Here is a 22,814-nt window from a genome sequence, read left to right on the forward strand (position 1 = left end):
TTATGAATACAATTTACTATCCGAAGCTTTTTCACACGTTGTGGACAAATTACGAGGATTGGGTGAGGAATACATGCCGCATCATCATGAGATGAACGAAGTAGAAAAAACAGCAAGACGACGTTTACAAGAGCGAGGCGTAACCATTCAAGATATAGCAGACCTTGTCTACTTTTTACAGGAAAAGTATCATCCTGGCTTAGACATGACAGAGTGCATCCACAATGTGGAGCGTGTCATCGCAAAACGTGAAGTCCAAAATGCCATTTTAACAGGCGTTGAACTAGATATTCTAGCGGAACAAAAGAAGCTGACCGAGCCTCTGCAATCGATTCTTGAAACAGACGAAAGCCTGTATGGCGTCGATGAAATTTTGTCCTTTGCCATCGTCAATATTTATGGATCGATCGGCTTTACGAATTACGGATATATCGATAAAGAAAAACCAGGAATCCTTGGAAAACTGAACGATAAATCCACAGGCAAGTGCCATACTTTTTTAGATGACATTGTTGGCGCCATTGCTGCGGCAGCATCAAGCAGGCTGGCGCATAGTTCGAGAAATGCGGAATAAACCAAAAAAGAGGACGCGCGCGTAACGCTTGTCCTCTTTTTTATGATCATCGCTCGATCCACTCGGATAAAGAATCAATGACATAGGTTGGCTGTTTGTCATACTGCTGAAGCAGCTCTTTAGTTGTCACGCCTGTATGAACGAGCAATGTATCCATTCCTGCATTCATCCCTGCCATAATATCGGTATCATAGTTATCACCGACCATGAGCGTCTCAGACACATCTGTCCCGAGCACCCGCATGGCTTGTTCCATGATGATCGATTCTGGCTTTCCAATAAACGTTGGCTGGACCGTTGTGGTGACTGTCAGCACAGACGTTAAAGAGCCGTTCCCTGGCAACAGCCCTCTTTCTGTTGGAATGGCAATATCGCCATTTGTTGAGACAAATTGTGCTCCTTGACGAATGGCAATTGCACCTACTGCTAATTTTTCATAAGTAATGCCTCGATCAATTCCAACAACAACGAAATCAGCGTCTTCCTGACCAAACGTCAGCCCTTTTTCTTCAATGGCCTGCCTGATTCCTTCTTCGCCGATGACGTAAACAGACGCATCTTTCTTTTGTTCCGCAATATAGTTTGCCGTCGCCATACTTGTTGTAAAGACTTGTTCTTCCGTTGCTGGAATATCGAAAGAAACAAGTTTCTCCGCTACCTGCTTCGGGGTGCGTGAAGAGTTATTTGTGACAAACAAATAAGGGATGTTCAACTCATTTAACTTTTGAACAAATTGACCCGCCTCTTCAATCTTTTCTGTTCCTTTATACATCGTCCCATCTAAATCAATTAAATAGCCTTTGTATTTCATGATGCTCACAACTCCAATGGTTTATTTAAACGCTGATACTGGTCCAAGCTCCTGCTCCAAATAGGTACGGATTCTGTTTGGAAATACTTGAAGCGCCTGTTCTACCTCACTGATTACCTGCAATAAGTCGTGATGATCCACTTCCTGATATTGCTGAACAAGCGTTTTGCGGCACGAGACAAGCTTTTTCAGCTGGCTGCCTTCCACTTCTGGTACGACCTTTTCATCGACAAGAATATCCATGATGTCATCATAGCTTCCAGGATCACGCATAATAAAGCCATCAATCATGTCATTCCCCGTATCAAGAATACATTCGACGAGCAGATGAACGATTCGTTCCAGCGCTTTTTTCTCTAGAGGACTTGTCCATGTTTGATGACTGCGCATCAAATCATATTGCTCCTCGAAAAAACGTAATGTCTCTTCAATCTTCTTTCTGTCTACGAAATACATCATGACGCTCCCCTTTGCGTTATTTTCTCATTCGTTTTAAGACAAAATAGGCACAGCCAAAATTACAGTATTCATAAATGTATTCATCGAGTGTGCTGATTTTTGTATCAAATGTGGCCTTTTGGTTTTGGTCATCAAAGAACCCTTTCAGCCTAAGCTGATTGTAGCCCCAATCTCCCACAATATAATCATACTTATTTAAAATATCTGAGTACCTTGCTTTAAACGCTTCCTCATCAAAGCCGTCTTTGATATCTCTCACAAGATCAAAGGTAGCATTCTGAATAACGATCATCTTCTCACCTCTTTTTAAACGATCCATCTTTAATGATAATTCATTGGAAGAACTCCATCAATTGCTAAAGCATGTTTTTTCCGTTTTAGCCGAAGCTAAAGAAAAAAGGAGGTCACATTTATGATGAAACAACTGACAGCCACTATTCTCCTCTGCATGCTTTTAGGCGGATGCGGCTTTCAATCAGGTATGAACAGGCAGGTGGATGAAGATTCTTCAAGTAAAACCATCCGGCTGTCTGATCGTCATGAAGGAAATAATTCCAACATGCCAGAAGCAGACACAAACAGAGCAGGATATGTTCGTTATCAGCGGCAGCAAGTAACGGATCAGAAAGAAAAGACACCTGCTTTAAATCGTGAGCACCTTGCCCACGTCATTACAAGTTTAGCTGTGCAGCTGCCAAACATCAAAGATGCAGCGACTCTTGTCACAGATGAGGATGCACTGATTGTGTATCGAACAGGAAACAAAAACCGAGATGAATCAGCCGATCAAGTGAAGAAAACGGCGGTTTCCGTTCTCCCTCGTTATTATCATGTATACGTCTCTGATAATCCAGAGCACTTTCAATCCATTGCCAATTTTTCACGTCTTCAAACCAATTCACGTGATTTTGATCAAATTTTAACAAAAACGATTCAACAAATGAAATATTCCCCTCAAGGTGGGGATATTTCAAATCAAGAAGATGCAAATGGCATGACAAATTCCGACCGCACCATGAGAAGAAACGCCCCTTACGGCCAAAATTAATACGAGAAAAAACGCCAGAAAGCTCTGGCGTTTTCTTTGTTATGCTTGCGCCTGACGCTTTTTAGACGCTTCGTTTACTTGTTCGTCTGCATGGTAGGAAGAGCGGACAAGCGGCCCAGCTTCACAGTGGCTAAAGCCTTTTGACATGGCAATTTCCTTCAGCTCTGCAAACTCATCTGGATGGTAGTATTTTTGAACTTTCAAATGCTTTTTCGAAGGCTGTAAATACTGACCAATCGCCATGATGTCGACGTGATTGGCAAGAAGATCATCCATGACTTCAATGATTTCTTCCTTCGTTTCACCGAGTCCAATCATAATGCTTGATTTCGTTGGAATGTCAGGTTGCATTTCTTTTGCACGACGCAAGAATTCTAATGAACGATCATATGTAGCACGTGCACGAACCCTCGGTGTTAACCTGCGTACTGTTTCAATATTGTGATTTAAAATGTCAGGTCGTGTATCCATCAACGTTTTCAAGTTATCATCATTGCCACCCATATCTGAAGGGAGAACTTCAATTGTGGTGAATGGGCTTTTCCTTCTAATGGCACGCACTGTTTCAGCAAATACGCCTGCTCCGCCATCTTTTTGGTCATCCCTTGCAACCGCTGTTATAACAGCGTGCTTTAAATTCATCAAAGCCACTGAATCTGCAACGCGTTCCGGTTCTTGCAGGTCAAGCTCAGTTGGAAGTCCAGTTTTCACCGCACAGAAACGGCATGCGCGCGTACAAACAGATCCAAGGATCATAAATGTAGCGGTTCTTCTAACTGCCCAGCATTCATGAATATTCGGACATTTCGCTTCCTCACAAACGGTATTCAGGTTGTTTTCCCGCATCATTTTTTTCAAACCGGTATAGTTTTCATTTGTATTCAGCTTAATTTTAAGCCAGTCCGGTTTTCTTACGTGCTCTTCCTTCTTTGCCAATTCCATCATCTCCATATGAATTCGTTAAAGGTGCATATACAAAAATCTTCCTGCTATATACGATGGATGCAGCCAGAAGCTGCAAAAAATTGAATCTTCGGCCTAAAGCCTTTTCTTTAGACACTTTAACATAGTACAGATTGAACAACAAGGGAATGAGCTGCAAAAATACCCAAAAGGCTCCTAAATAAACAGAAGAAAATTACTAACATTTTCTTCTTATGAAATATAGCGATCTACCCACACTAAACATTAGAAGATGATGCTCGAAGAAAGGAGATGGACGTTTGTGAAAGTGGTTTTAGCCATCATCATCGCTCTTTCAATAATACCTTTACCTATTCATGCAGAAGGGGCGAGCAAGCAGCCAGATGAGTTGAAGCAGCGAATGGCACTATACGAAAAAGTCGCCATCACGACACAGGTTCCATGGTATGTACTTGCTGCGGTAGATCAGTATGAACACAATATTCGAAAAAGGAGAAAAGATTTACCGAAACAAAAAGGCGTCATTGGCATCTACATTCCCCGGGAAATGTGGATCGGACCAGAAAACCCGAATAAGCAGGATACCTCCCCCTTAAGCATTAAAGTGTTTGACGGCATTGGGCTTGATGGAAATGGGGATGGTAAAGCTGAAATCGATAATGATGAAGATGTACTGTTCACGTTTGCTCAATACTTGCTTTACTACGGCAGCACCATTGACCAATTAAAAATTGCCTTATGGGACTATTATGGACGTGATCAAACCGTTGGAATCATTTCATCTTTTATGAAGCTCTATAAGCACTATGGCCATCTTGACCTCGGAAAGCATGCGTTTCCTCTTCCGGTCGGAGCTGACTACAGCTACAGGAGTACATGGGGTGATGCGAGAGGCTTTGGAGGGAGAAGAATCCATGAGGGCACTGATTTATTTGCCCATTATGGTCTTCCTGTTCGTGCGACATCATATGGCATTATTGAAATGAAAGGCTGGAACCGCTTTGGCGGCTGGCGGATAGGCATTCGAGATATTCACAATCATTATCATTATTTCGCTCACTTAAATGGATTTGCAAAAGGACTCAAGACAGGCCAAATTGTTGAACCTGGACAGGTTATTGGGTCTGTCGGAAGCTCCGGTTATGGCCCTCCCGGCACAGCAGGAAAGTTTCCTCCACACCTTCATTATGGGATGTATAAGGACAACGGACGAACCGAATGGTCATTTGATCCATACCCTCACCTGCGAGCGTGGGAAAGAGCCGAGCGGAAAAGCAAATCATAACAAACAGCCCAATTCTTTCATTGGGCTGTTAATCTTCTTTCTCCTTTTTCTCTGGCAAAACAATCGATGGAGCACCGGAATTTGTCCCGCTGCCATTATAATAATCTGGCACGTCCCCTTGAACGGCTTGTATGGAGACAGGAACAGAATTTTTGACGACGATGGTTTCAGATGCAAACGGAATGATGACTCTCACCTTCACCTCGATCAGAACACTAATATCAATCAAGGCATTGTTAATGCCATAAGGCTTAATGTTTTTTTCAACGTCCGTATGCGGATCACCAATGACACTAAATCGTACAGGCACTTTTGGTCCTAGGTTTGCGATCAGTGCATTACCAGACGCTTGCCCAAGTGGAATATTGTATATAATGCCGTCATGGCCATCCGTTTGATCTTTTAATGCCTCTTTCGCTTCCTTTTGAAAATTCCCCTTTTCGATGTCCTCTAAATTTTTTTGAAGATGACGTGACAGGTCAGCCATTGCTTTCGATGTTGCTTGCGCATTGAAATCGATGGTCGTTACTTTACCGTTCTCACTTGTATTCATGACCACCATATCCTTCATATTCTCCTGATCGTCTGCAAAATCTTGAACAGAATATTGAATGAGATGATTGGCTATTCGCTCTGTTTCTAGTTCAGCAATGTGAATCAGGGTTGGTTTAATAGAACGGTTAATGAAAAATAGACTAATGACAGTTGAGAGCACAAAAAATAATATGGCAAGCAGCATCACGTAACGAAACGGCAAAGGGCCCTTTTTGTAGGGGCGATAACGGCGGTTCATTCTCAATAAAAAATCCCCCCTTCTCCATTACAAGTGTATGCAGACAGGCGGGGGGATAGGAATCATCTCTTCATTTTATTTCACCATTTTTAATAATGCGTCTCTGCCGATTGTTCCAGCTGGAATGCCCAGCGCTTCAGCGGCGTATGTCACAGATTCTAAAGGCGCATCGAGCAATTGCTCGATGGTTCTCACACCGACCGCTCTTCCTGCGATGATTCCTCTATCTGCAAGCTTTTCATTTAAGAGCCCGACATCAAGTGCACCGCACATAATATAACCATGCTCGTTTGTCACTGCCATAAAATTGGTCTTCGGCAGTTTGACGGTGACGGCTGTAAAGGAATGGCCATCAATTGTAATCGGTGTTAAATTCACCAAATCCCTTCACTCCTCTCACCCACAATCTATGTGAAGAGAGGGCGAGTGTTGTTAGGCTGAAGCGGATTTCATCTTGCTTCCTTTAAGCGCCAGCTCAGCACATCACGTAAAAATTCCGGCATGAAATAGTCAATATGTTCATGGTCACGTATATGAGGAAACAGGGAGCCGAGTGTATACATATCTACTGTGCCAATCGTATATGAATCATCCTCTTTGATTAATTGACCATGGACAAAGACTTCTTTCACCCGTTTGTTTTCGCCTTCTTCTAATGTATAGGTGAGTCCGCTGTATAGCATTTTCCCCATCAATTCACCTCTAAAGCCGAAGCCTTTGATGCGCAGCTGTTCCATTTTTTCTTCACATGCCCGCTGAACGGTTTCTAGCAGCTGTTTACCGGTAAGCGTCACTCGAATTGGATTAATTGGATGCGGACATATCCGGTGGATCTCTTCTCTTGTCACGGCCCCAGCCTCTAATGAATCAAGCACCATGCCTGCATTCATCATGCCGATATCTGCCCCGCACCAATCTTTAATGGCATCTGTTAACAGCTGAGGAAGCGGAGATTCATCGAACCATTTTGTTTCAAGCTTCGTCTCGACCGTCGCCACTTTTTCCTGCATCAGTGATTTTGCTCTTCTTTCAGCTTGCTGTAAGGTGGTGATGGCTTCATCCGATTCACTTATGAGCTGGTCCACTGATTGCACTGTCGCCTTTTTCTCTATGAGCTCGTTGCGCGTTGTGTCAATGGTCAGCTCTACACAGCCAATGTAATGCCCATACTTTTCAGCACATGCAAGCAGCACACCATTGTCCATCTCACCATGTTCTAAAAGATGATGCGTGTGCGCGCCTAAGATGATGTCAATTTCGGGAAAATCTTGGGCTACCTCCCGATCATGGATGATACCAAGATGGGAAAGGAGCACAATCACATCAGCCTGTCCCTTCACTTCCTGCAGCATGTCCCGTATGCTGTCAAACGGGTCTATAATGTCCCAGCCCAGCTTTTCATATACAGGTGTATAAGCAATCGTTACCCCTAAGAGGCATATCTTCAGTCCATTTTTCATTGTGATCATATGATAAGGCTTTGCCCACGATGGTCTTTTGCCTTTCTCAAATAAATTAGACAAAATCACTGAAAATTGAGCCTCTTTGTATAATTGATCCAGTTGATCATGAGGCAGCGTAATGCCCTCATTATTACCAATCGTGACCCCATCATAGCCGAGCTGATCGAGGAGCTTGACGTTTACCTTTCCATAATCAGCTTCTGACACTAGGTTCACTCGGTCCATATGGTCGCCAATATCAAACAAAAGCATCTGATCGTGAACTTGACGCTTTTCTTCAATATAAGCGGCGATTTTTGGCCAGTTCTCAAAGTGGCTGTGCAAGTCGTTTGTATGATATAACCATAGCTTCTGCAGCATGTTGATCTCTCCCTCAAGTTGTCACTGAACCGTTTCATTCAGCTTGAAAGCCGCAGCTCTCATTTAACTAAAAAAATCTAACTGCTTCGGGGATAAGCTTGAATAGGTAATATCCAGCAAATCAATCATTTGCTGGCCATTCGCCGCTGCATCTCCGCCGGAGTTATTATTAAACACAACATATACATCTTTCGATTGCTGATGCAGGATGTCGAGATTCTTTTTCCATTCCTTTAATTCAGCTTCATTATATAAATATAAGTAACGCACTTCTCGCCAATTCTCATGGTCTGCTGGGTGAAGCCAGCCCTGTTTATTTCTTCCGTGAAAACGGACCAATGTTTTATCACGGTGTGTGGCTTGTATGACTGGCGGAATGGACCCTTCTCCGACTTGTGGTTCATCACAGACGGAATGAATCCACCCTTCTTTCTCCATAAAGGACAAGGTTTGCTCATAAAAATCGTTTGAAAACCATGTCCGGTTTCGGAATTCGAGGGCACACGGAATGTCACCCATCTTTTCCTTACACCATCTTAAATATTGGACATGCTCTTTTTTACAATCAAACCATGGTGGAAATTGAAACAGGACCATGGCCAGTTTCCCTTCTCGAATGAGCGGAGTCAATGAGAGGATAAAAGCGTCAAACATTTCTTCCTTCGAAGCAAAAGGAATCTCGCCTCTTTGATGTCCGGTCATTCCTTGGTATGCTTTCACGACAAATTGAAAGGTGTCCGGTGTGTCCTTTATCCACTTTTCATGATTGCGCTCAGGCTGAACAGCATAAAAGCTTGCATCCAGTTCCACAATAGGGAACGTTGACGCGTAGTGAAACAGCTTTTGAGAGCTTCCTATTTTCGGCGGGTAAAGACTGTCATGATCCCCCCAGCCAGTTAATCCGATATAAATCATGTATCTCACCTCTTGCCACTTATGGGTATAGGCGGCTTTCCCACATCAAAGCCTTTGTCTCTTGGGATACCCATATTTCTGAAAGAAATTCTTCTGTCTACAACATATCACATTTGCCCGTAATTCTGAATGAAGATGACTGTTGGCACGCGATTGTGTCCTATCCACCCTGTTTGCTTGTGATATTAGTTGACAACTTTCTATGTAAAATGATTTTAGCTGATAACATAATGCATATCAGAGATGTTAACAGCGCTTGTCCATTTTTTTATTCATCTTCACCAACAGCTTTGGCTCTCAATAAAGGAGATTGAGTGGATATGAACATGGCCAATCATCATTTTGAAGCATTACAAAAAATGACCCAAAGGATTCACAGACCTGTCTATTTACTGAACCGGTATGGACAGATTCTCTACACCTCGCACACAATGATGACAAGCCCAGAATTGATTCAAGTCCTCCATTTTTTTCAGAGCACGACAAGCCATTATTTTTCTATGGTACATGGTAAGCAAACCTTTTCCGTCTTTCCCATTTATATCACCGAACATACATGTGATTATTTAGTGGTCCTTTCCTTCATTCCACCACAGGAAAAAGAACTGCATGTGATGATTGAACACGCTGTAAATGAATTGTCAATTGCACGAATGAGGCAACATGCCATCGAACAAACGGCCAAGCGGGCCCGAAATGAAGGGTTTCGCAGATGGATAGAAGGTGCAGTGTCTTCCGAGCAAGACGTTGTCCGACTTGCACAGACGTTTGGATTAAGCACAGGGAGCACCTATTTATGTATGGTCTGTCAGTTTGATCAGAGTAGTGATTCCACATGTTTGATTGAGCAGCAAATCGTTTTAGATCAAGTGGTTGATTTGCTTGAATACGCACTTCCAAGCTGTCCATTTCCCGCCTTTCTTTTTGTCAAAGCGGATATGGGCATTCTATTGATGGAAGAGACAGGCAGCTGGTCTGAGGTAAGCGACATGCTCATCTCTTTTTTAAAACAATTGCAGCTGCTCGTGAAAAAACATATGAATGGCACCATTTCCTTTGGTGTGAGCCTGACGGGACACCTCATCACCCATCTGATTGAAGGTTACAGCGAAGCATTCGATGCTCTTCAAGCAGGCCGGCTCTCATCGCGCACTGAATACATTCAGTTCTATCAGGCAAAGGATGTGCCAGATTTACTGAAGCTGATTCCAAGAAAGGATTTAGTCACGTTCCACCAACTGCACCTTCACCCATTATATGAACCATCACTAGTCGACCAAAGCCTCCTCCACACCTTATCTGTGTATTTAGAGACACATTGCCACATTTCAGAAACAGCCAAGCGTTTGTATGTTCATCGCAACACTGTCATTTATCGACTGGAGAAGTGCGAGGAATTGCTTCGAATCAGCTTAAAAGACCCTGACGCAACACTGCGGCTCCGCTTAGCTTTACGCATTCAAATGCATTTCTCATCCCATTCTTATTGAATCTTTTTTTCTAGAACTTCGTATAGTTTGGAGGAGAAAAAGTGAGACATGAGGAGTGGTGACAAATGGAAGGTATCTGATCCATACGGCAGTATAGAGGTCGAGATTGATATTACCATTGTGAAAAATGCCAATCAACCATTTTTTACACAAAATGTATAATGCAGTATTTCATTAACAACTTTTTAAAGGTTGAAAAGATCTAAATCTATTGTTTTCCTCTCCTCTAATTTTCACCTAGATAACATGTATACTATTTCTAGTTGGAATTTTTCTAAATAGATTTCATTCATTTAAAAAAGACTGTAGATCAACTACAATCTTCTTGGCATAACGTGAGTATGCTCTACTTTTTTCGCCCATATGATAGACGCTATGAAACTGGCGCAAAGCACAAGTGTCCCAAACATAAAAGGAAGCTCAATATTCACATCAAATAAAATTCCCGCAAGGCTTGGTCCGACGATGTTGGCAAGACTCATAAAGGATGTATTGAGACCGCCTGCTAACCCTTGCTGATTCCCGGCCATTTTGGACAACAATGTATTGAGGGCTGGACGAACAAAAGAGGTAGCCGACAAAAATAAAATCGAACCTGTAAAAATCCACCAAAAAGACGGCGCAAAACGGCAGGCGATCAGCATGATAGCTGCACCTAGCAGCGCATAACGCACGACACGCATCTCACCAAATCGTTTCACACAGGTATTCACTAACGCACCTTGGACAAGTACTCCGGCAAGTCCGGCCACCGTAATGACAAATGCAATATCCTTCGGTGTAAATCCGTGTTTTTGGTCTACATATAAACCGAAAATCGATTCAAAATGAATGATTCCAAAATTGAGGACAAAGGCCAATATAAACAAAAAGCCATAGGATGTCTTTAAAGCTTGAGTCATCTGCACAAAAGGATTGAAATGAATGTCTTTGTTCAACCGCGCTTCTTCCTGCTTTTCCTTTGTTAGTGTTTCAGGTAAAAACAGGATGGATAACAGGGTAGATAGTGCTGCAAAAGAACCTGCGATGAGAAAAGGAAAAGCGATCCCGAACTCAACCAAATATCCGCCTACGCCCGGTCCAATGACAAAACCTAGTGTCATCGCTGCACTAAATAGGCCCATCCCTTTCCCCCGGTCCTTTTCACTTGTAATATCAGCGATGTATGCAAACATGGCCGGCATCAGCAAAGCTCCTGCAGCCCCGCCTAAAAACCGAGACACAAACAGCATCCAAAGCTGATCGGCAAACGCAAAAATAAATTGGGCAATGGTAAAGCCAGCAATCCCGGCAATAATCAATTTTCTCCGTCCAAATCGATCAGTCAATACGCCGGCGATCGGTGATAACGCAAATTGTGTCAGACCCGTTGCAGCAACGAGAAAACCAAGTGTTTTTCCTGTTGCCCCAAAGGCTTCAATGTAACTCGGCATGACAGGAACAATGAGGCCAAAGCCAAGCATGGCAATAAATATATTGAGCATCAAAATATATAATCTGCCCATTTTCTTCATATCAAAAAACCTCTTTCTGCAAATAAATGAAAATGATGACAAAAATGATAAGAACTTCTCCAGTATAGCGATACCGCCGCCTATAAGTCTAGTTTTTCAAAAATTAGTGTTCTTTTCCAAATAAAAAATACCCGCAGATTGCGAGTATGAGAAATCACTTTATTCAGCTTGTTCATAGATAGAAAGAGCCGCCTGTAGTCCAGCTCCGCATGTAATGGCCGCGCCGTATTTGATCAACATCGCTTCAAGTCCTGCTAAAACAAACAGGACATTTTCCTTTCGGCAGCTATAGCCCATTGTGCCGATTCTCCATATACGCCCCGCAAGCGGTCCAAATGAACTCGCAATTTCAATCCCAAAATGATGGAGCAGATCGGCACGTACCGCTTCGCCATCAATACCATTTGGAATCAGAACACATGTCACAACCGGCATTTTACAACCCAGATCGCCAAATAATTCAAGCCCCATCGCTTCAAGACCTTTCATCAAGGCTTTCTCATGATATGCGTGACGCTGAAAACGTTCAGCCAGCCCTTCTTCCAGCACAAGGCGAACCCCTTCTCTGAGTGCATAAAGCATAGTTGTCGCTTCCGTATGATGATTTAATCGTCTTGGACTCCAATAATCCTGGAGCTGGCTCAGATCAAAATAATTGCTTTTGATTGGAGAAATATCTATCTGTTCTTGCAGTTCGTCCTGTGTCGCAATGCCTTTTTCTACTTTCTTTCTCGATTCAACGACAGCCGCCACCCGGTCATTATATGTGATAGGTGACATGCCTGATGGAACAGACAAGCATTTCTGTGTGCCGCCAATTGCCGCATCAATCTTCCATTCGTCCACTTTGACCTCGACACCGCCAATTGTTGCCACAGCGTCTACAATGAACAGAGCATCAAGTGCTCGGCACGCTTCACCAATTTGCTGCAATGGCTGCAATCTCCCTGTGGATGTTTCACCGTGGACCATCGCGACGATTTTAGGCTTGACCTGATTCATTTCAGCGATGATGTCGCCAGGATCAAAAACCTTTCCCCATTCACATTCCATTGTATGTACCTCAGCACCGTAGCGCTGTCCTATTTCAATGAGCAAATGACCGAAGCGGCCAAAGACAGGAACAAGCATAATGTCTCCAGGCTCGATCACACTAGCAAGCACAGCTTCAAGCCCTGAACGGGACGTACCATCAATTGGATAAGCCCATTCATTTTCTGTTTGAAAAAGAGACCGCAATAAGGTCATGGTTTCATTCATAATCTGTGTAAATGCAGGGTCAAATTGACCAAGAATCGGTGTACTCATCACGCGGAGCACTCTCGGGTCTACTTCAACAGGTCCTGGTGTCATAATGGTTCTCGAAGGTGTTTGCAGTTCTTTCACGTTATCCATCCTCTCCCTTGCTGTCCATCCTTATAAGCCCACTTATACAGTAATGCTTCTAAAATAGCAATCTCTTTTCCCACGAATTGATTACATAAAATTTACGATAAATCCATTTATTTCTTCATAACAATATGATAGAAATAAAGAGAATACATTCTCTATCAAGGAGGAAATAGAATGAAAAAAACATTATTTGGAACCGTGGCCGCCGGGATCATGATTTTCGGCACACTAGCCACTCCGCTGCCTCCAGCTGCGAATGCTCAAGGCTTCTCTCTAAATGAACCGAGCCAAACGATCACCTTTTCCCCGTTACAGCTTCAAAACGAAACATCTACACAACAAGCGCAAACAAACGCCACAAGCCAAATCAATTCCTATTATCAATCTGCTAATGGCAAATCAGGACCCGCTCTTAAGAAAGCTTTACACGATATTATCGATGATCATACGCAGCTATCCTACAGTGAGGTATGGAATGCATTAAAGAAAACGGATGAAGATCCAAATCAGCCAAACAATGTTCTTTTGCTTTATAGCGGAGTCTCCCGTTCAAAGCAAGCGAGTGGTGGAAATGTCGGCCAGTGGAATCGAGAGCATGTGTGGGCAAAGTCTCATGGCAATTTTGGGACAAGCCAAGGACCTGGGACAGATCTCCATCACCTTCGTGCAACAGATGTGCAAACGAATAGCACACGCGGAAATTTAGATTTCGACATGGGCGGAAATGAATACAAAGGCGCGCCTGGCAACTTCTACGATAGCGACTCTTTCGAACCTCACAGCCGGGTCAAAGGGGATGTGGCGAGAATGCTCTTTTATATGGCGGTTCGATACGAAGGCGATGACCGCTTTCCAGATTTAGAATTGAACAACAAAGTGAATAATAGAAGCGCCCCTCTTCACGGCAAAATGTCCGTGCTTCTGAAATGGCACAAGCAAGATCCAGTCGATCAAATCGAACGGAATCGCAACGAGACCATTTATCAAATATATCAGCACAACCGCAACCCTTTCATCGATCACCCTGAATGGGCAAGCGCGATTTGGGAATAAAACGAAAAGGCACTGCTACGAGCAAGCAGTGCCTTTCTTTTTTTCAAGCGGACAGACGAGACAATAATCGAGACTCTCCGATTTTTTCTCAAGCTGATAATACATACAGCAAGTCTTCCGGTTGGATGTTTCAAGTAAACTGTCATCTAAGTTTAAGCTGTGCTGAAATGGATTTTGCTGAGCTCCAAATACTTCCCCAGCCGCTTGCTTCAGAAAAAGATAATCCTCCTGAACGCGCTGTTTCACCGCAGTCTCTTCTACTTCCCGCATCATGCTGCGGTAAAGAGAGTTGATACGAACCGCTACATTCTCCCACAAAATAGTATATGGAAGTCTTGATGTGCGGTTCAGCACGTCTAAAAGAGGTGTGACACACTGCGTAAACAGCGTGCGTACAACCTGCTCTCTCCACTCATGACGATCTCCATCCAGCTGAACAAATGAACATAGCGTTTCATCAAGCGCGATTTTCCGATCCTCTCTAAATGCACAGGCCGATGGTGGAAATTGATAGATGCCATCATACAACGTCATCAAGTACAAAGAGGAACTGACAGCTAAGTATGCATAGCGCTTTGAAAACATAGAGGCTGCCACCGCTAGATTTGGTGCGTGCATGGCTGTCTTTTCAGCTTCCAATAAACGCATGACGGATTCTTCTGAAAAAAGTGCACCAAGTGTGCGATCAGACGTGATTGGTCCATTTGTGATGTGTACCCCGAAATCAAGTAATTCTCTCTCAACCCACTCTGGCCTCATATCAAAACCCCCTCTTTCGTTTATCGATTTCGCTGTTGATATAACAAATAGATAAAGAACGGTGCACCTATTGCCGCCGTGAATACACCTGCTGGTACATCTAACGGTAGAAAAGCAGTTCTTGCAACAAGATCTGCCAGCATCACGAGAATACTTCCAACAAGCGCAGAGGCTGGGACAAGCGCAATGAAGGAACGGCCGATGATCATCCTTGCGACATGCGGCGCCATGAGTCCGACAAATTCAATGCCGCCTGCAAATGCCACCGCAATACCAGCTAATGTCACACTCATCAGCAAGAAGAATAACCGCTTGGCCTGTACCTTTACCCCAAGACCTGTTGCAAGATCATCCCCAAGCTCCTTCACATTCATCGTTCTTGCTAACACCATGACGATCGGTAAAATGATCATCACCCAAGGAAGCATCGCGGTGACGTCCTTCATCGTAGAACCATATAAACTGCCCGTCAGCCATATGTATGACTTTGTCGTTGTCATCGTATCGCTGAGAACAAGCGTAAACGTCACACACGCCTTCATAATGGCGGAAATACCGATTCCCATCAGGACAAGCGTGATGGGTTTGACCCCTTTTTTCCATGAAAGCAAATAGATCAAACACGATACCGCAAAAGCACCTGCAATGGCCCATAATGACTGATAAGCAATTGGCACGGTGCCCATCCAAAAGACGATGAACATAATCGCACCAAACGAAGCACCACTCGTAATTCCAATGATGTCAGGTGATGCAAGCGGATTACGAATTAACCCTTGTAAAATGAGCCCCGATACCGCTAGTGCCGCCCCCACTAAGACAGCAAGCAGCGTTCTTGGGATTCTCAGCGTATTTAATACAAAGGTATTTCCCTCTCCCTGCCCGATTAAATGAAGCAGCACATCCATCGGCTGAATGAATCGGCTGCCCATACAGAGACTAAGTATAAATAAGCCAAAGGCAATAGCCGTCAATAAAAGTAAAATGAGAAAAGTCCGCTTTGAAAATTGAAATGAAATACGTCCACCCTTTGAACGCACAGTATATGTTTTAGCCACCTGTCTTCAACCCCTTGCGCACGAGATAAACAAATAGAGGCGCTCCTGCTACCGCCGTCATGACACCAATCGGCACTTCCTGCGGCATGATCAGAAAACGAGCCGCAAGATCTGCGACAAGTAAAAGCGACGCCCCCACGACGGCACAATACGGCAGTACCCAGCGGTGGTCAGGTCCGACAAGCTTTTTCACAATATGCGGCACAAGAAAACCAACAAAACCAATCGAGCCTGCAACAGCAACGGAACCTCCTGCTAAAAACACGACCAGCACCCCCATCGTGATTTTCAGCAGCAGCGTACGCTGACCGAGCCCTTTGGCAATATCATCTCCCGACAAAAGAACATTGATCGAGCGACCAAGAAGCAGTGCCACAACAGTAGCACCTACAATATAGGGCAAAACAGGAAGCAGCATATCAATACTTCTTCCTGACACCGAACCAGCCATCCAAAACAGGATACTTTGAATCGACTGTTCATTCACGATTAAAAGACCTTGAGTAAAGGATGCAAACAATGCGGATATGGCAGCACCTGCGAGCACAATTTTAACCGGCGTCAGTCCATCTCTCCCAATGGAGCCCAATAGAAAAACGAGCATCCCTGCAATCGCAGCGCCTAAAAAGGCTGTCCACATATAGCCTGTTAACGACTCTGTTGAAAAGAAAACAATCGAAATCACGATAAAAAATAGTCCACCCGCATTAATTCCTAATAAATCAGGCGCAGCAAGCGGATTTCTCGTCAATGCCTGCATCAGTGCACCTGAAATGGCTAGACTTGATCCAACGACTGCTGCAATTAAAGCTCTTGATAATCTGGATGTCATGACAATCACACTGTTTGGATCCGATTCATCAAAATGAAGAAAAGCATGGATGGTGGCTTTGAAGGAAATCGAGGTTTGCCCAAGGGAAATACTGAGCATAAAAAAGACCAACATCAATACGATGAATCCAGCAAATAGCAGTGCCTTACTCGAATCCTTTTTTAATAAACTTCTCATCTGATTCCCGCTTTCAATCTGTTATGGAAAAAAGGAGAAAATGGTGTTTTCACATTTTCTCCTCTGGTATGTCTTATTTATCAATTCCTAGACGATCGTAAATATCATCAAGCATCATATTTGCAGCAATGATACCGCCAGCCATGTTCCAAGTGATTTCATCGACTTTATGCACTTGTTTCGCTTTCACTGCGTCAAGCTGCTTCCATAAAGGATGACTTGTCCACTCTTTATATGCTTTTTCAACCGCTTTATCCTGATCATCCATGAAGTAATAGATCACATCTGCATCCATTTGCGGAATGCTCTCTTTGTCTGTAAGTGTAATGATGTCTTGCTTTTTATCTTTGACATTCTTAGGTCCCTCAAAGCCTAGCTCTGTTAAAATCGACCCTGCGAATCCAGTTTGATAGATTCTAGCATGATCTGCACGGAAGTTCACTACAGATACACTCATTGGCCAGTTTTTGATGTCTTTTTTCGCTTTTTCTTTGAAGTCAGCGACACGGTCATCCCACTTCGTTAACAATTCTTTTGATTTGTCTTGCTGATTTAACGCTTCGCCCATCAATTTCACTGTATCTTTAAATGTGAACACTGTTTCTGTTGCAACAGTTGGAGCGATTTCTTTCAACTGATCAAAAATTTGCTCGTGGCGAACTTTTGATGCAATGATCAAATCTGGTTTTAGCTTTTCAATTTCCTCTAAGTTTGGCTGTGTTTCCTGCCCAACAATTTTAACATCCTTTAAATCATCTCTTAAATATTTATAAGTAGGTGTTTCAAGCCATGATTCTACAACACCAACTGGTTTAATGCCCATAGCGACTGCTGCATCAGTTGCTCCTTGGTACAGCGTCACCACACGTTTAGGCGACCCTTTTATTTCAGTTGAACCGATAGCGCTTTCAACGGTTCTCGTTTTCTCTTTACTATCTGACTTGCCTTCACCGCTATTATTCCCGCAAGCCGCAAGCAAAACGATGGAGAGCACAACTAACAACGACCAAAAAGATTTTCTGAACATGTACCTCACCTATCCATTCTATATGTAGTCATATCGTTTGATAACGATTCTCATTATCACAATTTGATTTTATCATAGAAAAAGATGGTGTCAATGTCAAATATGAAAATAACAGATGATGATCTCCTAAAAACATCATTACAAATTATGGGAAAATACAATACTTTTGTCTCTTTTTTATCGCATCCTATTTTCCTATAATGAAGTTGCAAGAAAATACAGATTTTGGAAAGGGAATGATCGTAATGAAATGGAAAAAAACAATGACTGGTGTCGCTCTTTCTTTTGGGTTACTTCTTTCTTCGTATGTTCCAACAGCTAGCGCTACTTCAACAACAGACAGTACAACAGATGGCGTTGCACGTACAAGTGCTTACGTCACATCCTGCCCTGATGAAATTTTAAGGAAATTCCGAAAATCAAACAAGCCTTACTTATGTATGTACTCCGACACAGCTATTTTTGCAAACTCTTTCACAGATGCAAGCGGAGTGAAATGGTATTTTAAAGGCAGCTCTGGACTCTATGCTTATTACGAGGGCTAAAGTATCATCCATAAAGTAAAAACACTGATAAGGGAATGTTGTGATCTTTAGCAACGTTTCTTATATCGGTGTTTCTTTTAGGTAAGAATTAGATAGGTCAATCACAATGAATTAAGTAATATCGCAAAGGAAAGGTCTTGCTTTGAATAATAGCGACAATTTGTTTTAACGCTTTTTTTGCTTCGGGAAAACGGGAAAACGTGATTCATCTTCGGATATTCATAATAATGATGCTCACGAATTCTTTCTCCCAGATGCTCGTAAATTCAACAGCACGTAAATATCCTTGCACAGGGAACCAGTGTGAACGAGAAGAGGCATTGTTCGGTAGGATGAATTTCTGTTTTACATATGAATTGAGAACCAGCAAAAAAGACGAACGGTAACCATTCGTCTTCTTTCCTCACTTCACTTCCTCATGGTCTTGAGCAGAATGTCTTTTATTGGCGATAAAGAGTGCACACGTCATGGCTAGAATGGTCAGCGCCCACCAGAACGTCGATACAGCCTCTTCATGATCGATGATGATCAAACGGATGACGGCTGTGATTCCAATATAAATAAAATAGCGAAGCGGAAAATGAAAGTTTGATTTAAAGTACTTAATAATTAAGGCAATAAACTCAAAGTACATAAAGAAGATCAGCAGCTCACCAAGCATTTCATAATAGCTTTCTCCTTTGTTGGCCACATTCTTGTAGACGAATTGGACAATATACCAAGTTTCACTAATTAAGAGGACGCTTAATGCAATGGCCAGAAAGAATAGACAGATATTCAGAAGACCTTGCAAGAGATCGGGTACCTTTTGGAAGTTGTTGAATCGTTTCATTAGATTGTCTCTCCATTCCATGTTATTCATTTGTCGTCTATATTTTGATGTGCCAAAATCGCAGCACGATATAGTAAACAGCGTTCTTTTCTATCCGTTCAAACTGCCCGTGCATGCGGGACATCATTCGTTTCATGCTTCGTTCACCAAGTCCAGTGCTTTCCTGTGTGCCATTTGTCTCTTTTATCGCATTGCTCACATGAATCTCAAAGACTTCTTGATCGGATAAAAACGTGAGATTGATGTCTTTTTTCGGATCGGCGTATTTCAGTATGTTGGACATCAGATTATCAAACACTCGGCCAAGTTCCTCGACATTCACGTTAATATAGCTGTCAGGCAGCTCTCCTAAAAGATGAACCTTGAATGTCTCTTGCTGCAAGATCGCCACCTGATCTGATAAGAGATCATAAATCACCTCTTTGACTGCAACGGTCTCAAGCTCAGGTTCATGTTCTTTATCAAGCAGAAAATAGGCAAACAGATTGTCAGACAGATTTTTCAATTGCAGTGCTTTTCCATAGGCATTGGCTATATAGTCATCTTTGCGGGTGTCCTGTCCATCCTCCTCTTTTTTCGCAAACTCCAGATTCATCATCAGCGACGTCAGCGGTGTCCGCATGTCATGCGACATTTCGGTGACCAAACTGCGGCTCTCTTCCTGCAGCTCGTCGATGGCTTGAAGCTTGTCTAGAAAAGCTTTTCGCAGATCCTCAATGCTCTTTGCAATCATGGCTAATTCATCATGACCCTTTACAGTTATCTCGTAGTCCAACTCGCCGCCTTCAAGAATATGAATTTCTTGATGGATCGTTTGCAGGTAGCGTAGACTTTTGCGAATGCCAAGTAGAACAATGATGAGAAAAATGAGCGTCGCACCGAGCAGCTCTAGTGTAAAGGCAAGATCGTGATATCGAGATGAGTAGAAGCCGTCCACCATGACACGGCCTTCACCGTCGCTGAACTGAACCGGATACGAATGCTGCTGAGCGTACTGCGTCACTTTTTCTTTTCCATATGCCGATTCATCGGCAGCGGAGTAAATGGAATCATATTGCAGCACTTGATCCTTGAAGATGGTGAGATTAATGTAATTTTCTTTTTTCACCCACTCACCAAACGCTTTTCGGTCTGTTGAAGACAGATCATGCTCTGACACGTAGCCGCTGAATTTTTGAATGTACCTGGCTGACTCCTCCTCGTAATACTCATCCGAACTCAAATATCCATCGATCAGATCATTGGTGATTTTTTGCAGTGTCAAAAAGACAATCCCACTCACGACCGCAGCTGTCAAAATCAGCAGTGCCAGCTTTTTGGCTAGCGTATATTTACGATGTGCCAAACCGATATCCTCTCCCCCATTCCGTTTTGATATACACGGGACGAGCCGGGTCGTCTTCAATTTTGGCACGCAGCTTTCGAATATGCACCATTACCGTATTGTTGGAACAATAAAAATAAGGCTGTCCCCACACACTCTCATAAATATTTTGGGCGGAAAATATTTTGTTTCGTCTGCTCATGAGCAGCTTCAAAATGCGATATTCTAGATCAGACAACTTAATCTGCTGACTTTCTTTCCATACTTCGTTAAATTCTTCGCTCACCCTCAGCTTGCCCCCAACGAGAAAGGTCTCTTCCTGTTCCTTCTTTTCCTGGTAGATTGTATATCTGCGTAATTGAGCAATCACTCTAGCGTGAAGCTCCTCTTCTGAGAAGGGCTTTGTCATATAATCATCCCCGCCAGCAAGTAATCCTTCGGTTTTATCGAATGTACTTGATTTGGCTGTCAGAAATAGAATGGGGACGTTAGAGGAGGCTCTCATCTGCTGGCACGTTTCGATGCCTGAGATGCCTGGCATCATCACATCCAACATCACCAAATCGAGCGAATCGTTCACAAGCTTTAATGCTTGCTCGCCATTCATCGCTCTTAGCACCTCATATCCTGCACGTGTAAGGGATTCCTGCAAAAGGTCTCCAATATCCTGATCATCCTCTACGACTAATATTCGATGGGTCATGTCTCGTTCACCTCTAGCTTCATGATGTTCATTCTCCTATGCCTTTACTATATATCATCTAGCTACGTGAAAAGATACCGTATAAATCTTAACAGTTTATGAAAATGTGGTTTTGCCATCAATTCGTCACATTTCTTTTCAAAAAATTGGATCTTCATAAATGGTTAAGAATTGGTCTGTATATTGATTCATTGTAAGGATCAATCATTAGATCCAAATCTCATCTATCATAACAGGAAAAGGAGCATTGATATGAATGCAAACAAAGTAGAACATGGACAACCGATGAGTCTGCGGGAACGGGTTCATTTCTTGGACATCGTACGTGGATTCGCCTTAATGGGGATTATTTTGGTCAATTACTTTTTGATCGTGGATTCTGCGAAGGGATTCGACATGGAGTCAAATGATGTCTTTCACAATGTGGTGAATTGGTTTGCCTCAGGGAAATTCATTACGTTGTTTTCCTTCCTATTCGGGGTTGGTTTTATGATTTTTATGGATCGAGCTGCTCAGAAGGTGGACAGTCCGAACAAGCTGTTTGCCCGCAGGTTAACCATTCTCTTAGGGTTTGGCCTTCTGCATTTAACTTTTGTTTGGATTGGTGATATTTTGGCCTATTATGCAGTCACTGGCTTTTTATTGCTTTTCTTTTACAAACGCACAGCCAAAACCATCCGAAACTGGCTGATCACACTCTTTGTGATTCAATTGCTCACACCCTTTTTCACGATGCTGCTCAATACCATCAGTACAGGATCATCAGGCAAGCCCGATTTTGCTGATTTCGAGCTGAACAGCCACAACAGTCTGAATTATTTAGCATCCATCGGAGACAGGTGGGCTGATATGGTGACGATGGCTTCCAGTTCATTTTTCACTGTCTATTCTATGTTCTTCATGTTTTTACTTGGTGTGTATTTTGTGAAAATGGAGTTTTTCAAAAACATGGAGGCGAAAAAAGCAATTTGGAATCGCATTTGGATCATTTGTACAATCGCTTTTCTCATCACCCAAGGCAGTACGATCATTACGGCGGTCAATCCTTTTGAAAATGCACTCTGGATGAACACGATTTCTGCCCTTGAACAAAACGGGGGATTAACTGGTAGTATGTTTTATATGAGTACACTCGCGATGCTATTTCTACACGTTCCTCAGCTGCGAGGTGCTTTGATGGTATTTACCAAAGTCGGGCGGATGTCACTAACCTGCTACTTGCTTCACTCGATCATTGGAACCTTGCTATTTCTAAAATATGGAGCGGGGCTTGTCGATCATCTTCAGCCGGCTGGTACGTTTTTCATTAGCATTGGCGTGTATGTCTTCCTTGTGCTTTTCAGTACGTTTTGGTTAAAGCGGTTTAAGTATGGACCGATGGAGTTTATTTGGCGGCAGCTGACGTATGGGAAGGTACATGATAAACCGAAAACAAATACATTCCATGCGGCGAAATAATAGAAAAAAGGGCGAATT

Annotated in this window: 24 protein-coding genes; 7 read left to right on the forward strand and 17 right to left on the reverse strand. The window is 43.0% G+C overall.

Features of this window, described 5'->3' with window-relative positions:
- Positions 1-73: 73 nt before the first annotated feature.
- A complete protein-coding gene (locus tag NPA43_RS14560) occupies positions 74-574 on the forward strand; it encodes a phosphatidylglycerophosphatase A family protein (RefSeq protein WP_249704879.1) in 501 nt (166 codons plus the stop codon).
- A gap of 46 nt (positions 575-620) precedes the next feature.
- On the opposite strand, the gene NPA43_RS14565 is transcribed toward NPA43_RS14560, so the two are convergent.
- From NPA43_RS14565 to NPA43_RS14575, 3 genes are read right to left on the reverse strand one after another with little or no spacing between them, the layout of a single operon-like run.
- Entirely contained in the window at positions 621-1,388 is a 768-nt protein-coding gene (locus NPA43_RS14565) for a TIGR01457 family HAD-type hydrolase (RefSeq protein ID WP_230030878.1), read from the reverse strand.
- 18 nt (positions 1,389-1,406) lie between these two features.
- Complete coding sequence (locus tag NPA43_RS14570; protein ID WP_099727044.1) at positions 1,407-1,841, reverse strand: DUF86 domain-containing protein; 435 nt, start codon at positions 1,839-1,841, stop codon at positions 1,407-1,409.
- A gap of 19 nt (positions 1,842-1,860) precedes the next feature.
- Positions 1,861-2,136: a YutD family protein gene (locus NPA43_RS14575; RefSeq protein ID WP_099727043.1), complete on the reverse strand. Its 276-nt coding sequence runs from the start codon at positions 2,134-2,136 to the stop codon at positions 1,861-1,863.
- A 120-nt stretch (positions 2,137-2,256) separates the two neighbouring features.
- Here NPA43_RS14575 and NPA43_RS14580 point away from each other — a divergent pair, with 120 nt between their 5' ends.
- The gene (locus NPA43_RS14580) at positions 2,257-2,892 is read left to right on the forward strand and encodes a YhcN/YlaJ family sporulation lipoprotein (RefSeq protein WP_099727042.1); all 636 of its coding nucleotides are present in this window, start codon (positions 2,257-2,259) and stop codon (positions 2,890-2,892) included.
- A gap of 39 nt (positions 2,893-2,931) precedes the next feature.
- Here the strand turns inward: NPA43_RS14580 and lipA are convergent, their stop codons facing one another.
- Positions 2,932-3,828, reverse strand: a complete 897-nt coding sequence (gene lipA / locus NPA43_RS14585) for a lipoyl synthase (RefSeq protein WP_099727041.1) — start codon at positions 3,826-3,828, stop codon at positions 2,932-2,934.
- Positions 3,829-4,117: 289 nt separating this feature from the next.
- On the opposite strand from lipA, the gene NPA43_RS14590 reads away from it, so the two are divergent.
- Entirely contained in the window at positions 4,118-5,101 is a 984-nt protein-coding gene (locus tag NPA43_RS14590) for a M23 family metallopeptidase (RefSeq protein WP_256498995.1), read from the forward strand.
- A gap of 28 nt (positions 5,102-5,129) precedes the next feature.
- On the opposite strand, the gene yunB is transcribed toward NPA43_RS14590, so the two are convergent.
- From yunB to NPA43_RS14610, 4 genes are all read right to left on the reverse strand, one after another.
- The gene (gene yunB, locus NPA43_RS14595) at positions 5,130-5,894 is read right to left on the reverse strand and encodes a sporulation protein YunB (RefSeq protein WP_230030877.1); all 765 of its coding nucleotides are present in this window, start codon (positions 5,892-5,894) and stop codon (positions 5,130-5,132) included.
- A gap of 75 nt (positions 5,895-5,969) precedes the next feature.
- Positions 5,970-6,275, reverse strand: coding sequence for a YunC family protein (locus tag NPA43_RS14600; RefSeq protein WP_034317038.1), 306 nt, complete (start codon positions 6,273-6,275; stop codon positions 5,970-5,972).
- A 68-nt stretch (positions 6,276-6,343) separates the two neighbouring features.
- Complete coding sequence (locus NPA43_RS14605) at positions 6,344-7,717, reverse strand: bifunctional metallophosphatase/5'-nucleotidase (RefSeq protein ID WP_230030785.1); 1,374 nt, start codon at positions 7,715-7,717, stop codon at positions 6,344-6,346.
- 63 nt (positions 7,718-7,780) lie between these two features.
- Positions 7,781-8,632 (reverse strand): DUF72 domain-containing protein, encoded by an 852-nt coding sequence (locus tag NPA43_RS14610; protein WP_230030784.1) that lies wholly within the window; start codon positions 8,630-8,632, stop codon positions 7,781-7,783.
- Between the two features lie 320 nt (positions 8,633-8,952).
- Between NPA43_RS14610 and NPA43_RS14615 the strand changes: the two genes are divergently transcribed.
- A complete protein-coding gene (locus tag NPA43_RS14615) occupies positions 8,953-10,122 on the forward strand; it encodes a PucR family transcriptional regulator (protein ID WP_256498996.1) in 1,170 nt (389 codons plus the stop codon).
- A 314-nt stretch (positions 10,123-10,436) separates the two neighbouring features.
- On the opposite strand, the gene NPA43_RS14620 is transcribed toward NPA43_RS14615, so the two are convergent.
- Positions 10,437-11,636 carry an MFS transporter gene (locus tag NPA43_RS14620; RefSeq protein WP_230030782.1) on the reverse strand — a complete coding sequence of 400 codons (1,200 nt, stop codon included), beginning with the start codon at positions 11,634-11,636 and terminating at the stop codon, positions 10,437-10,439.
- A 159-nt stretch (positions 11,637-11,795) separates the two neighbouring features.
- Positions 11,796-13,031: a pyridoxal-phosphate-dependent aminotransferase family protein gene (locus NPA43_RS14625; protein WP_256498997.1), complete on the reverse strand. Its 1,236-nt coding sequence runs from the start codon at positions 13,029-13,031 to the stop codon at positions 11,796-11,798.
- Between the two features lie 171 nt (positions 13,032-13,202).
- On the opposite strand from NPA43_RS14625, the gene NPA43_RS14630 reads away from it, so the two are divergent.
- Positions 13,203-14,081: an endonuclease I family protein gene (locus tag NPA43_RS14630; RefSeq protein WP_099727032.1), complete on the forward strand. Its 879-nt coding sequence runs from the start codon at positions 13,203-13,205 to the stop codon at positions 14,079-14,081.
- A gap of 15 nt (positions 14,082-14,096) precedes the next feature.
- On the opposite strand, the gene NPA43_RS14635 is transcribed toward NPA43_RS14630, so the two are convergent.
- The 4 genes from NPA43_RS14635 to NPA43_RS14650 all read right to left on the reverse strand — a co-directional run bounded on the left by NPA43_RS14635 (position 14,097) and on the right by NPA43_RS14650 (position 17,934).
- Positions 14,097-14,840 carry an IucA/IucC family C-terminal-domain containing protein gene (locus NPA43_RS14635; protein WP_256498998.1) on the reverse strand — a complete coding sequence of 248 codons (744 nt, stop codon included), beginning with the start codon at positions 14,838-14,840 and terminating at the stop codon, positions 14,097-14,099.
- A gap of 20 nt (positions 14,841-14,860) precedes the next feature.
- Complete coding sequence (locus tag NPA43_RS14640) at positions 14,861-15,898, reverse strand: FecCD family ABC transporter permease (protein WP_099727030.1); 1,038 nt, start codon at positions 15,896-15,898, stop codon at positions 14,861-14,863.
- Entirely contained in the window at positions 15,891-16,907 is a 1,017-nt protein-coding gene (locus tag NPA43_RS14645) for a FecCD family ABC transporter permease (RefSeq protein ID WP_099727029.1), read from the reverse strand. The genes NPA43_RS14640 and NPA43_RS14645 overlap by 8 nt, the downstream gene beginning before the upstream one ends.
- Before the next feature lie 73 nt (positions 16,908-16,980).
- Positions 16,981-17,934, reverse strand: coding sequence for an ABC transporter substrate-binding protein (locus tag NPA43_RS14650; protein WP_230030778.1), 954 nt, complete (start codon positions 17,932-17,934; stop codon positions 16,981-16,983).
- 245 nt (positions 17,935-18,179) lie between these two features.
- Between NPA43_RS14650 and NPA43_RS14655 the strand changes: the two genes are divergently transcribed.
- Positions 18,180-18,479, forward strand: coding sequence for an LCI fold-containing protein (locus NPA43_RS14655; RefSeq protein WP_099727027.1), 300 nt, complete (start codon positions 18,180-18,182; stop codon positions 18,477-18,479).
- A gap of 403 nt (positions 18,480-18,882) precedes the next feature.
- On the opposite strand, the gene psiE is transcribed toward NPA43_RS14655, so the two are convergent.
- Genes psiE through NPA43_RS14670 form a run of 3 tightly spaced genes read right to left on the reverse strand, consistent with a single transcriptional unit; the run spans position 18,883 to position 21,338 of the window.
- Positions 18,883-19,311, reverse strand: coding sequence for a phosphate-starvation-inducible protein PsiE (gene psiE, locus NPA43_RS14660; protein WP_099727026.1), 429 nt, complete (start codon positions 19,309-19,311; stop codon positions 18,883-18,885).
- Between the two features lie 37 nt (positions 19,312-19,348).
- A complete protein-coding gene (locus tag NPA43_RS14665; RefSeq protein ID WP_099727025.1) occupies positions 19,349-20,656 on the reverse strand; it encodes a HAMP domain-containing sensor histidine kinase in 1,308 nt (435 codons plus the stop codon).
- Positions 20,643-21,338: a response regulator transcription factor gene (locus NPA43_RS14670; RefSeq protein WP_099727024.1), complete on the reverse strand. Its 696-nt coding sequence runs from the start codon at positions 21,336-21,338 to the stop codon at positions 20,643-20,645. Before NPA43_RS14670 ends, NPA43_RS14665 begins: the two co-directional genes overlap by 14 nt.
- Positions 21,339-21,590: 252 nt before the next feature.
- On the opposite strand from NPA43_RS14670, the gene NPA43_RS14675 reads away from it, so the two are divergent.
- Positions 21,591-22,796, forward strand: a complete 1,206-nt coding sequence (locus tag NPA43_RS14675; RefSeq protein WP_249704884.1) for a DUF418 domain-containing protein — start codon at positions 21,591-21,593, stop codon at positions 22,794-22,796.
- Positions 22,797-22,814: the final 18 nt, after the last annotated feature.

The sequence above is a fragment of the Bacillus pumilus genome (assembly GCF_024498355.1).
GTDB classification, from domain to species: Bacteria; Bacillota; Bacilli; order Bacillales; family Bacillaceae; genus Bacillus; species Bacillus pumilus_P.

Coding starts and splice junctions, on each gene's coding strand:
- NPA43_RS14670 (WP_099727024.1), bottom strand. CDS start 21,338: ATGACCCATCGAATATTAGTCGTAGAGGATGATCAGGATATTGGAGAC.
- NPA43_RS14575 (WP_099727043.1), bottom strand. CDS start 2,136: ATGATCGTTATTCAGAATGCTACCTTTGATCTTGTGAGAGATATCAAA.
- NPA43_RS14560 (WP_249704879.1), top strand. CDS start 74: ATGCCGCATCATCATGAGATGAACGAAGTAGAAAAAACAGCAAGACGA.
- NPA43_RS14675 (WP_249704884.1), top strand. CDS start 21,591: ATGAATGCAAACAAAGTAGAACATGGACAACCGATGAGTCTGCGGGAA.
- NPA43_RS14570 (WP_099727044.1), bottom strand. CDS start 1,841: ATGTATTTCGTAGACAGAAAGAAGATTGAAGAGACATTACGTTTTTTC.
- NPA43_RS14635 (WP_256498998.1), bottom strand. CDS start 14,840: ATGAGGCCAGAGTGGGTTGAGAGAGAATTACTTGATTTCGGGGTACAC.
- NPA43_RS14645 (WP_099727029.1), bottom strand. CDS start 16,907: ATGAGAAGTTTATTAAAAAAGGATTCGAGTAAGGCACTGCTATTTGCT.
- NPA43_RS14605 (WP_230030785.1), bottom strand. CDS start 7,717: ATGCTGCAGAAGCTATGGTTATATCATACAAACGACTTGCACAGCCAC.
- NPA43_RS14630 (WP_099727032.1), top strand. CDS start 13,203: ATGAAAAAAACATTATTTGGAACCGTGGCCGCCGGGATCATGATTTTC.
- NPA43_RS14620 (WP_230030782.1), bottom strand. CDS start 11,636: ATGAAGAAAATGGGCAGATTATATATTTTGATGCTCAATATATTTATT.
- NPA43_RS14580 (WP_099727042.1), top strand. CDS start 2,257: ATGATGAAACAACTGACAGCCACTATTCTCCTCTGCATGCTTTTAGGC.
- psiE (WP_099727026.1), bottom strand. CDS start 19,311: ATGAAACGATTCAACAACTTCCAAAAGGTACCCGATCTCTTGCAAGGT.
- NPA43_RS14650 (WP_230030778.1), bottom strand. CDS start 17,934: ATGTTCAGAAAATCTTTTTGGTCGTTGTTAGTTGTGCTCTCCATCGTT.
- yunB (WP_230030877.1), bottom strand. CDS start 5,894: ATGAACCGCCGTTATCGCCCCTACAAAAAGGGCCCTTTGCCGTTTCGT.
- NPA43_RS14615 (WP_256498996.1), top strand. CDS start 8,953: ATGAACATGGCCAATCATCATTTTGAAGCATTACAAAAAATGACCCAA.
- NPA43_RS14655 (WP_099727027.1), top strand. CDS start 18,180: ATGAAATGGAAAAAAACAATGACTGGTGTCGCTCTTTCTTTTGGGTTA.
- NPA43_RS14610 (WP_230030784.1), bottom strand. CDS start 8,632: ATGATTTATATCGGATTAACTGGCTGGGGGGATCATGACAGTCTTTAC.
- NPA43_RS14625 (WP_256498997.1), bottom strand. CDS start 13,031: ATGGATAACGTGAAAGAACTGCAAACACCTTCGAGAACCATTATGACA.